The sequence below is a fragment of the Pseudoalteromonas sp. MMG012 genome, from assembly GCF_018100875.1.
GTDB classification, from domain to species: Bacteria; Pseudomonadota; Gammaproteobacteria; order Enterobacterales; family Alteromonadaceae; genus Pseudoalteromonas; species Pseudoalteromonas aurantia.
The window spans coordinates 44,936-56,381 of sequence record NZ_JAGJEF010000028.1 but is presented as its reverse complement, the minus strand read 5'-3'; the positions used below and the strand labels follow the sequence as shown (position 1 = coordinate 56,381).

At 39.6% G+C, this 11,446-nt stretch carries 7 protein-coding genes; 3 read left to right on the top strand and 4 right to left on the bottom strand.

What is annotated here, in order from left to right; translation table 11 throughout:
• The 3 genes from J8L97_RS11515 to J8L97_RS11505 form a co-directional block, all read right to left on the bottom strand.
• Positions 1-1,582 (bottom strand): LA2681 family HEPN domain-containing protein (locus J8L97_RS11515; protein WP_211049847.1); only part of this gene is annotated, 1,582 nt, incomplete at its 3' end.
• Between the two features lie 82 nt (positions 1,583-1,664).
• Positions 1,665-3,494 carry a hypothetical protein gene (locus J8L97_RS11510; RefSeq protein WP_211049843.1) on the bottom strand — a complete coding sequence of 610 codons (1,830 nt, stop codon included), beginning with the start codon at positions 3,492-3,494 and terminating at the stop codon, positions 1,665-1,667.
• 216 nt (positions 3,495-3,710) lie between these two features.
• Positions 3,711-4,811, bottom strand: coding sequence for a hypothetical protein (locus J8L97_RS11505; protein ID WP_211049841.1), 1,101 nt, complete (start codon positions 4,809-4,811; stop codon positions 3,711-3,713).
• Positions 4,812-5,321: 510 nt separating this feature from the next.
• On the opposite strand from J8L97_RS11505, the gene J8L97_RS11500 reads away from it, so the two are divergent.
• Together J8L97_RS11500 and hemN are read left to right on the top strand one after the other, a co-directional pair.
• Positions 5,322-7,352: a methyl-accepting chemotaxis protein gene (locus J8L97_RS11500; RefSeq protein ID WP_211049839.1), complete on the top strand. Its 2,031-nt coding sequence runs from the start codon at positions 5,322-5,324 to the stop codon at positions 7,350-7,352.
• Positions 7,353-7,464: 112 nt separating this feature from the next.
• Positions 7,465-8,835, top strand: a complete 1,371-nt coding sequence (gene hemN, locus J8L97_RS11495; RefSeq protein WP_211049837.1) for an oxygen-independent coproporphyrinogen III oxidase — start codon at positions 7,465-7,467, stop codon at positions 8,833-8,835.
• 64 nt (positions 8,836-8,899) lie between these two features.
• Here hemN and J8L97_RS11490 read toward each other — a convergent pair whose 3' ends face one another.
• Positions 8,900-10,525, bottom strand: coding sequence for a cyclic peptide export ABC transporter (locus J8L97_RS11490; RefSeq protein ID WP_211049835.1), 1,626 nt, complete (start codon positions 10,523-10,525; stop codon positions 8,900-8,902).
• Between the two features lie 123 nt (positions 10,526-10,648).
• Here J8L97_RS11490 and fhuF point away from each other — a divergent pair, with 123 nt between their 5' ends.
• Positions 10,649-11,374, top strand: a complete 726-nt coding sequence (fhuF, locus tag J8L97_RS11485) for a siderophore-iron reductase FhuF (protein ID WP_211049834.1) — start codon at positions 10,649-10,651, stop codon at positions 11,372-11,374.
• Positions 11,375-11,446 lie beyond the last annotated feature (72 nt).

Here is an 11,446-nt window from a genome sequence, read left to right as displayed (position 1 = left end):
ACCCTGAGCTAGTTTGTTGTTTAATAACATTAGGAATTAGCAATTTATCACCATCATCATTATTTCTTAATGCTTCACTTCTTACTGAAAAAACAAAAGAAAAAATAGCTGAACGTGTTAGCTGAAAAAGCACCTCCAAGTTACTGATAAACTCATCTTTTTCAATGAAGACAATTTCCTTTTGGAAAGAAAAGTTTTCGTAAGCCTTTAGCGCACAGCTTTTGTTTTCATTGTTGTATAAAACAACAAACTCATGCTCAAGCGAGTTTCTATAATCTTTGAAAAGTGACCATTTTCCTAGTTTATGCTCGTTTAAATCAGTGGCTATACTATACAAAGCTAGCAATCCGGGATTATTGACCTCATTGAATTTATCAATTCTGTTGTTTTGAGATAACTTCCAGAAATTATGAAAATATACTTTTTTATCTGAAGGATATAGATCAAACATTTCACAGATGCCAATACCTATTTTATCAAGTATTCCGAAACATAACCGAAACGCTGTTCTAAGTTTTTCGACTTCATACCCCAATATTTCAAAATCATTAAGTTCTGAATAAGCCGATTCTACATGCAGCTCATCATCTGCCTCATTAAAATAGTCATAAAATAATTTTCTAGCAAAGGAGAACTCTGATTTGATTCTGTTTAACAGCTTTTCCATAGGAATAACAAAATCCCCAGAAATCCCCCCAGTAGTTGGTATTGTTAAGTTATCTTGAGAACTTCCTATACATTTGCAATAAAGCCCATGTTCCGAAAGAGATAAATAATTATCAAGACAGAACTTTCTATAATCACTTAATCCTTCATATTCTTCTTCTGTTATGTGTTCGTCATCATCTATTTCTATATATTCTTCTTTACAAATCTCTTTAATTTTTGATTCAGTTATTTGAATATTTTCCAGATAATAATCCCGATATTGAGGTGGTACATATCCACTTTCTAATGCCTTTGTGTAGCCCTTTTTTATTTCCGATAACATCTGAATAGAATAGCTATTTGATATTTCATTTAGCATTTTCAACGAATCCGACCTGTTAATCCAAGATTGAGCAATACTGCTAGATGCTTGGTTTACTTGATCATACAACGCTAATGACTCAACTATTCTAAATTGCTGTTTTAACGAATTTGCTAAGTTAGTTTTGTATTCGAGAGGAGTTTCACTCGGATGTTTTTGAATCGCTTCCCACAAAAGGGACTTGTGTTCGATCAATTGCTCAATAGTACCGAAATCATGCTCGAAAGGATTTTGGGCTGTAATTAAATTAGATTTAGCATTTGCCAAAAAGTAACAGTAAGAAGAATCATGAACTATTTCTTTGAAATTATTTTCATTTTTAGTCAGAAGATCAATTCCTATATTACTTGCTTTTTCATTGTGTGCTAAGTGCCCAATGTCGATGAAAAAGCCTGATATTTTGAATAGCCTGCTTAGGTAATTTGTATGCTCTAATGATTTTAATTTCTTTATTTCTCTTAGAGTTCCTAACGCTAAATTCATAGCATTATCGAATTCCCCCATCTCAATCAAGCTATTGATCTTATCCAAGTCATTATCAATCTCTAACATGCTCACTCCATATTATCTATTTCTAGAACCACTTTCCCAACCTATTGTTTTATAATCAATACTAGTTATCTAATATCTGGTTTTAACCTTTTTTATATTTTTCAAAGTAAATTATTTTCTCTAATTCGACAGGGCCTTTAGACAACCCTAACCTCATTGCTGGGGTTACTTTATATTTTTTCGAAACATCACAGTAGTTGTAAAACACACGATAGATATCAGCCAGTTTTTGGTACATCGCTGGATTGTAAGGGCTGTATCCATTCCATATTCGGTGTCTATTAGAGCCTGACTGAAACGGTCTTTCGAAAATACTCACCCTACGTCTTAGTTTTTGGAAAAAACGGTCTACAGCGTGCAGAGAGCCTTTACGGTATAAGTTTGCTTGATGATTCAAGTCAAATCGTTCAATGTTGGTAAAAGCCGATATCATTTTATTTGGTTCACCCATAAATGGAGTTGGATTCTTAATCCAAGAATCTACTGTACCTTCAGGTTGATAAGGAGAAGCTATATCATCAATAATCATCTGATTTATAATTGTGGTGCGCTGCTTTCTATTTAAAGACTCATAAGGACTATTAGAATATTTTTCGATGGCATCTTTCGCTTTTTGGAATTCTTGTCGTTTAACATCGACAGTTAATTCTTTATCCATATTAACTAAAAAACCATCACATTTTCCTTCCAAAATTTCTTCTTTGAATGCAGCTAAAAGCCATGTTTTCATTCCTGCATCCAAATCTAAATAAAAACGGGTCATTTGCGCATTTTGCGTTAATTTTTTAATCAGAAAAAAGTGTGCAGCCATTGTATATTCGTTATGAACTTCCATACCCTGAGATGGTAATGCCGTGAATTTGTCAAAAAGCTCTGAGGATTGCTCTTCGTCTTCTAGCATATCTTGTGTTTTGTTACTTATATACTCAAGTTGAGAGCCTGATAACCGTTTTTTCTTGTTGGCTCGGTCTATTTTGCTCTGTTCAAAATCAACATTTAGCCATAGCCTAGCAAATTTTCGATTATGCTTTAACTTCTCAGAATCCTTGATTTCTTGTGCCTGTTCTTCAACTTCATGGGGATCAATATCGGGGTCGTAATTGAAGTTAAAGGCCAAAACATAATCAGTAGTTAATTCAGCGGTAGCTATGCCGTAAAACTCACAGTTCTTTTTGCTTTTTCTGTTTGTCCAATTGCTCTTTTGAACTATTCTATCTGTGCATAAATAAAGGCGTTCATGTGATTTTGATTCAAATAGTCTGCGCTCACGCTCTGCGACAAATGCCATACATTGCCTATGTAGGAAGTTAATACGTCTGTATATAGCTCCCATGCTTAAATCAAAACGAAATTCCATAGCCCTAAAAGGCGATTTACTTACTAAGCTTTTGAAAAATGCTTTATTTATTTCAGACTTCTCATGTACACGGTCAATAGGTCTGCCTGTTGGAGACTTCCCACAAACTTTGCATTTAAAGCGAGGAACCCCTTTTGCTGTGTAACCGTTTTTCTTAATTTTATATTCTTCAGTTTCGTGTGATGGGCATTCAGGATTGGTGCAGACCGTTCCCGGTTTAATAAGATATGAGCTAATACGTTCATATTCTTCATGAACAGCGATGTTACTTTTTAATGAGTAGTAGACTTGATTATTATTGCCAGATAAAGCTTTTATCTGCTCACAAGATTTGCACTTAATGGTATTGCCAGTGATGGCATAGTAAGGGTCGGATTCTCGGACTTGACGATTTATTTTATTTTTATTATATTCTTGGAATAGTTCGGTCTCTCTTGCCTTTCCTGGTGTCAGGCCAAAATTCTCACATCTAGTAAACTTACAACAATTTACCTGAATTCCTTTGAATTTGGCTGGTATCCTTGGTGGTTTCTGCTGGCAAGATTTTTTGCTCATAAAAAAGTGCTACACTGTCTGTAAATACAGTAGTATAGCACCTTTTAGATAGTTACCTAGTTTTTAGCACCACGCAACCGTATCAGCTTGCTCAGTGGGCGTTTTTTTGTTTGTACTACAACCCACTAATCATTATCAGTGTCAGCTCACATAAGCTTTAGTTTGCGCTATTTGTTTAAACACGAACAATAATGATGTGACATCGTCATATTCCGGTTAAGGCACTGTATCGAGCTGGTTTTGTAAACTGCGGATCTCTTCTTGTATCGCGGGAATTAAGTGAAAATTAGCCTCTCGTGTGGCAATACGCCGTTTAATACAAGGTGTATCCAAATATTGAACTTGCCAATAACCTGGGAATAACGTTTTATCTTGCAGTAACCTTAAGAATTCTGCATTACCGCCTTCATCGTACATCTTTGCAATTGACTGTTGAAAAACACTTAACGCGACTCTAGGTACTGTCACCTCTTCAAAAGGCCTTAACCCCTCAGCCAGTCTGGTATTATCAAGTTCAGCAATTAAACGGCTTACTGACCCCTCAACCAGACTCTCATCAATTCGACTCATCAACCTCTGTAGCTGCGGGCTATCTTTAAGAACAATCAGTAAAGAAGACAACCCTGCTGTACTGGCTTGTTGAAACGCTATTTCCACATAGCTGAGTGCACGAACGATATGCTGCTGTGCTTTGCTCGCATCTTCGTCCATGATGAACTCAGCTTCAGAAAGATCATCAATAATTAATGTACTTATTCCTGCATCCCACTCGCCAATTGCCGTTAACCTTTGTGCTGCTTTATACGACAACGCTCGGCTTATTTCATCATTCACTCCTGAAGCCAACGCGCGTAATGCACCTATATCACCGCCAAATGCAGCGTCCTGCAACATTTTAACATCCATTTTTAGATAATTCTGCATATTGTCAGAGACAAGGTTGTTATTCACATGTGAAAGAGGCCCCATTTCTTTCTTTTCTAACCAATCTTGATATTGATTGTAAGCATACGCTTGATCCTCTTTTGACAGGTCTTGCGCCGCAATACACCAGTTGCCCTCGTAATTAAAAATTTTAGGTTTAGATAACCCGCCAAGTTCAAGTGCCGAAGTACGTATCGTGTCTGCTTTTATTTTTAACATATTGATGCGCTGATTGTGTGTTTCTTCATGCTCTAAAAGTGTTTCTGGCTGCTTTTCTTCTATTATTTGTCTTTCGGTCCTTTCAGGTGCCATATGAGTACTTTCTTCACTATTTAGCTCATATAAAAAAAGGCAAAATATCGCGATCCCGAGCTGTAATTTTTTACTCACCATGTTCCATATCCCTATTGGCGACAGTGCTGATTCACTTTATCTATAATTTATAGTTGCGTGCTAGCTTTCATATGGTATCAATGCACACATCACACTTTTCCTATTGTTTTACTATTAATCCTTTTGAATGATGATTCTCTATTGATGTTGTTAACTCCTTGAGCTTCAATCTATTCCATGATTTGTACTCATTTTAACAACGCACAAAAGTATATTGTATACAATTTAGATCTTCAACCTTAAAAAGGGACAGTTTTCGCTGTCGTCATGGATGGTGGTGGTAATAGTCAAAAAGTGACTCTCGATTCTGTGGTTTAATACCTAATTGTCATTTGAAAGCGGGTAAGATCTTTATTTCACTGTAAATAATGCAATAAACAGTTACAACTGTGAACAAATACTGACAAAACGTGTCCCTATATTGTTCGTCATCCATACCTAAAAAGTGGCAAAGCAACCTCAGTTATGCTTTGATTAAGGTTTGCTCAACCCTAATAAAAAGAATATGTCATGCTTAAGAATTTATCTTTGAGGAAGAAGATCCTCTTACTGATTGGCGGCACCATTTCCATTTTACTTGTCATCGCCTCTAGTTATTTTGTTAATCATATTGCCACTTTGTCACGGGATAGCATCCAGCGAGAAGCACAAAGCTATCTTTATTCTGAAAAGCTCTCAATGGAAGGCTTCTTTGCACAATATGGCAAACTGGTGAGCACTTTTGCCAACAGCACCCACTTAGTCAATTTTTTCAGTGACTATAACCAACGAGAAAGCGCTCTTGATAATCAACTAGGCTATCAAGAAGTCAACCAAGATTTTGTCAATCTGACCGAGAACGATGAAAATGTCCTGTCTACTTTCTTTGCCTCTGCCATTACCGGGGAGTATTTCAAGGAAAATGAACGGACATCGCGTTTTGCTGATGGCCGAGAATACTATGCTTATAAACGCGGGTGGTGGCCAGAGGCCATGAAAAAAGGCGGCTTACATGTGAGCCCAGTGTCGGTTGATGCCAATACGGGGGATGTTTCTGCGGTTATCAAAGAGCCCATCTATAATGCAGAGCGCACCCTCATTGGTATCGCAGGTATCGACTTGCAAATGAACAAGGTCAATGATTTAGTTGAAGATATTCGCTTCAATAATCAAGGTTATGGATTCTTATTAGACAGCGACTTAAAAATTGTCCATTTATCAGCGCAAACCAGTCATAAGCTCTCTATTACAGATGAAGGCCCCAAAGGAAAAGAAGGTTTAGATGGGTTAGAGACACAATTTAACGATACATCAGGCTTCCAAGCACTTAACCGTGCAATCAAAAGTACGCAAGCGGGCACCGCCTACGTGACCTTAAAAGGCAGGCAGTATTACGTTATTTTCAATAGCGTCAAACTCGACAGCCCCATTCTCGATTGGCATGTGGGCATTATGATCCCTGTTAGTTTAATCGAAGAGCCGGTAGAAGCAGCAGTTATGACCACCATCATTGCGGTTCTTGTGATCATTTCAATTATAATTTTAATGATTTTGTGGGCAACACAGTTAATCACCAAGCCAATAGAAACACTGGCTGAAACCATGAGAGAAATAGCCTCTGGGGATGGTGACCTCACTCGTCGTATCGATATTCACAGTAAAGATGAAGTGGGCCAGCTGGCGGAACACATGAATACCTTTATTGATAAGTTGCGCGCCATGATGCTAGATACGGCTGCGCAGGCATCCCAACTGGGTAATGCCTCTGAACAACTCAGCGCGGTATCTTCAAGTACCAACAATGAAATACAACAAGAAAAAGAGCAAGTGGATAGTGTGAGTGCAGCAGTGACCGAAATGGCCGCCACGGTCACTGAGATATCGCGTAATGCCCAAGAAACCAATCAAGCTGCTGAGCTTGTCCAACGTATAACCACCGATGGCACCACCCGCTCAACCCGTGCTCAAGCCGACATGACTGAGCTGGCGGGTCATATTGGAGAAGCCGCCAAAGTGGTGGCCGGATTAGAGCAAGAAACCAGTAATATCGGTGCCGTGATTGATGTTATCAATAGTATTGCAGAACAAACTAACTTACTGGCATTAAATGCCGCGATTGAAGCCGCTCGGGCCGGCGAACAAGGCCGTGGTTTTGCTGTTGTTGCTGACGAAGTCCGCTCTTTAGCCAGTCGCACCCAAGAGTCAACGGACGACATCCAAAAAATGATTTCACGGTTACAGCAAATTGCGCAACAAGCTTCTACCATGATGCAACAAGGCCAAGAACAAGCTGAAGGCTCGGTATCACAAACTCAAGGCGTACTTGACTCACTGCGTGATATTACCAGCTCGGTAACGACGGTGCAGGAACAAAGCCACCAGATTGCCACCTCAACAGAGCAACAAACCGTCGTTGCAGAGGATATCAATAGCAGTTTAAGTGCCATCAATGATTTGGTAAACAGTACCGCTCATCACGCACATACCTTAGCCGATGAAGCGAAAGATCTGAATGATTTAGCCCGAGCACTTAATAGTACGGTCAACCAATTTAAGCTCTAATGAAAACGACCAACACATGCCGAATATTGGCATGTGTTGGTTTGCGATAGATCAAAGCCTCCACCTACATTCCCTTTTACACTACCCTCTTCTAGTAAGAGTGAGTGCCGTCGTGATAAATTTACCTACATGGGATGATTCCCTAATCAAAAAATACAATGTCTCTGGTCCAAGATATACGTCCTACCCCACCGCATTGTCGCTGCAAACAGGCTATCAACAAGCCAATCTTGAGTCTGCCATTACGCAATCGAACAACCGGTCTTTGTCCTTATATATTCATATTCCATTTTGTCATCAGCTCTGTTATTACTGCGGCTGTAATAAAATAGTGACCCGCCATCAATCTAAGGCTGACCTTTATCTAGATAAGCTGGAACAAGAAGTCCACGCTCAATCAAAACTGTTTAAACAGTACACCATAGAGCAACTTCATCTTGGCGGAGGCACACCCACCTTTTTAGATGAGGCGCAAATGACCCGACTCATTGCCCTACTTGAGCATCACTTTACCTTTGCAACAAACGCACAACGCAGTATTGAAATCGACCCGCGTTCATTGGCTGACACCATGCTTTGTACTTTAAAGTCGCTGAGCTTCAACCGGGTCTCATTCGGTATTCAAGACTTTAATGACCAAGTCCAAGCCGCTGTCAACCGCCCTCAAGATGTTGATAAAGTCATAGCCTTAGTACGCCAAGCGCGTGCGCTGGGGTTTAAATCAATTAATGCCGACATGATTTATGGTTTACCAGACCAAACTCCTGACAGCTTTGCGCAGAGCATAGAACAACTCATTGCACTTAACCCTGATAGGGTCTCTGTGTTTAATTATGCGCATTTACCAGAACGATTTGCTGCACAGCGCAAACTCAAAGAGGAAGATATGCCAACACCTCAGCAAAAGCTGCAAATATTCAAAAATACTCTGTCACAAATGACCCAAGCAGGTTATCAATTTATTGGCATGGACCATTTTGCTAAAAAAGATGACGCGCTGGCGATTGCACAACGCCAAAGCAAGCTGCATCGTAATTTTCAAGGGTATACAACGCATGGATCGTGCGACCTACTAGGGCTGGGCGTATCCTCTATTTCTCAAATAGGGCATGCGATTTTGCAAAACCATAAAGAACTAAAAGCGTATTATAACGCGGTCTCTGATACAGGCAGTGCAATAACGAAAGGCATGCAATTAAACCACGACGATACACTCAGAGCTGATGTGATAAAACAGCTTATTTGCCACTTTGAGCTGAACATCAACATCATAGAAAGCCGTTACAACATTCATTTCCCAGATTATTTCTCTAATGAACTCCTCGCTCTACAGCCACTTGTTGATGATGGCTTGGTACAACTGTCTAACACACACATCACCATTACCAGCAAAGGCAATTTATTCATTCGTATTATTTGTATGTGTTTTGATGCCTATTTACAGAAGCAATTACAACAAACCCGCTTTTCACGGGTCATCTAAGCAGTTAATACATTAAAAAAGCCCACTGGATTCAGTGGGCTGTTACATAACGTCTGCACATTCACTAAGCAATACTTTGCTGCTCTTTGCCCACGGCAACTTCACTTAAGTGGCCATTCTCCATTCGTAACAATCTATCAGCCATATGAAAGTACTTATCATCATGGGTGATCACTAAAACGGTTTTTCCTCTGGCTGTCAGTTCTGGCAATAATTCCGTATAGAATACATCTTTAAATAACGGGTCTTGGTCAGCGGCCCATTCATCAAATAAGTAAAATGCACGATCTTCCAAATAAGCCACTACCAAAGCCAAACGTTTTCTTTGCCCTTGCGAAAGCGCTCGTGTGGTGAATGCGCCATCTTTAATGGCCACTTTATGATGCAAATTCAGTTTTTTGATCAGCGCGTTGCCTTTGTCTTCTAATGCTTGATTGGCAACGCCCAACAAACGGTCAAACAAATAAAAGTCAGTAAATACCGTGCTAAATAGTTGACGATAGTTATCTAAACTTGGCGCTTCTATAATAGTGTTATCAACAACAATATGGCCATCGTTAGCAGCATACAAGCCACTAAATACTTTCGCAAAAGTGGTTTTTCCGCTGCCATTGCCACCCACTAAGTAAATCAACTCACCGGCATTAATCGTCAAATTAATGGGCGAAAGCGCAAAGACTTCATCACTTTGTTCATGATAATAGCTATGGCTCAAATCTTTAATATGCAGCTGAGTGAAACTGTCTATTTGCTGATGCGAATTTTGCTCTATTTGTTCAAGGTCATCTTGAAACTCCGCAATGGTCTTCGCCGATGCTTTGGCTTCAAAAGCACGTGGAATCGCTTCCAGCATCACCTCCAATGGCGTTAGCATATACAAAAATAACAACGCAAACCCAGACATTATCTTGCCACTATCTGAGTCAACGCCTGACAAGTAATAAAGTGTCCCGCCAATGAAAGCAAAAATACTGAACCCACCCCACGAAGCGGCTAAATGATAAATACTCGCGCCTGCTACTCTACGCGTTTTCAGTTTTTCAATGGCTTGGTCCAATACATCATTCAAAAATACCTGTCGTTTACTCTGGTTCAATTTAAGCTCTTTTGCGCCTTCAACAATCGCATCAAAGTGCACGAAGAGTTCATCCTGCAACTTTGCTGCTTCTGAAACCTTCTTATACGCTTTGGCATTTGCCAGACTGTAACCTGCCGAGCCCAAAAATAAAGTTAATAAGGCGAATAAAAATACCTGCCAATCTAGCCAAGCCATATATCCCAGGCTGCCCAGCACAATCATTGCATTCGTAAGTATGTTAGGTAAATTTTTAAAGAAGGTAGCTACTTTTAAACTATGTTCCGTGAGACATGATTTAATTTTAGCGCCACCTTGCCTTTCCATGCTCTCTAATTTAGCGGAAATAACCAGCTCTGCCACTTGGCTTCTTATCACTGCCTGACTTTGTTCACTCAATTGCTCAGAAATAAGTTTAGAAAGTAATTGTAAGCACACCCCTGATATCGCCAAAATAGCAAAATAAATAAACTTTTGATCTAGCTGGTCACTTTCACTATTAATGATCTCATTAATCAATGCGACAAGTGACACACTGATCAAACCAAACAGCACACTGCTGGTTGCGGTAGCGAGAAAACGCCAACGCGTTTTTTTTATTAAATGCCCTAACACAATTAACCCTAACTTAGTTCAATTAGATACAAGACGAGGATCCAGTAAAAAAATTCAGGGCCAATTCGTCTTTGTCGTAGAAAGTTCACTTATCTACTTAAACTAAAGGCCCAATACCGTCATATGCTGCCCATTCTATCCCCTTATTTAAGCGGTCCTTTTGCCAACTATGGTAAAGGGGTTGGCTTACACACTGAACATACCTCGCTCACACTGGATGAACAGATGAAAAATGGCATGTTACGTCATGAAATTAGTACTTTTTCGCAGCGTAAAGGAGTAGGGAAATCAAGAAGCCAAGCCTCGGTTTGGCATATGCATTACACTTTGCAAATACTCCCCAGTATTATTGTCGCACAGAGTGTTTTACAGCAATCGCTGCCTTTATCGTTAAAAGATGTCCTTTGGCACACAAAATTACAGCAACTACAACTGCCAAATCAGGGCATAAATTTATCTGGAGGCCCAACAGAAATTCGATATTACGACCTTATTTTCAAGCATCTAGCGCCATTGCATGCATGGTTAAATCAGCAATTTGGGATCTCAAGCAAAGTACTTTGGAGTAATTGTACTTTCAGGATCAACCAGTTTTTACATGCTATCGAGCACGCACTTGGTCATTCCGAACATTTAAAAAACGAAAGACGCATATTGCTGAACGAATGCCATATAAACGACCAAACTAACCCACTGTATAGTAAACCCATTATGCTCACAGACTCTCTCAACACCTATCGGATCCGTGATCACTGCTGCCTATTACATGATGTACCGAATAAATCTCACTGCAGTGACTGCCCTAAATTGCCAAAACATATTGCCCATTACAGTGCAAATCGTGTGTAAGAGACTAAATCTTTTGCAATGACCCTCGTCTTGAAAAAATAATATTTGCGTCTGATTACCACCGTTAATCTG

What these genes read in the sequence shown, in the direction of transcription:
- J8L97_RS11505 (WP_211049841.1), bottom strand. Translation starts at nt 4,811, where the DNA reads ATGGTGAGTAAAAAATTACAGCTCGGGATCGCGATATTTTGCCTTTTT.
- J8L97_RS11500 (WP_211049839.1), top strand. Translation starts at nt 5,322, where the DNA reads ATGCTTAAGAATTTATCTTTGAGGAAGAAGATCCTCTTACTGATTGGC.
- fhuF (WP_211049834.1), top strand. Translation starts at nt 10,649, where the DNA reads ATGCTGCCCATTCTATCCCCTTATTTAAGCGGTCCTTTTGCCAACTAT.
- J8L97_RS11510 (WP_211049843.1), bottom strand. Translation starts at nt 3,494, where the DNA reads ATGAGCAAAAAATCTTGCCAGCAGAAACCACCAAGGATACCAGCCAAA.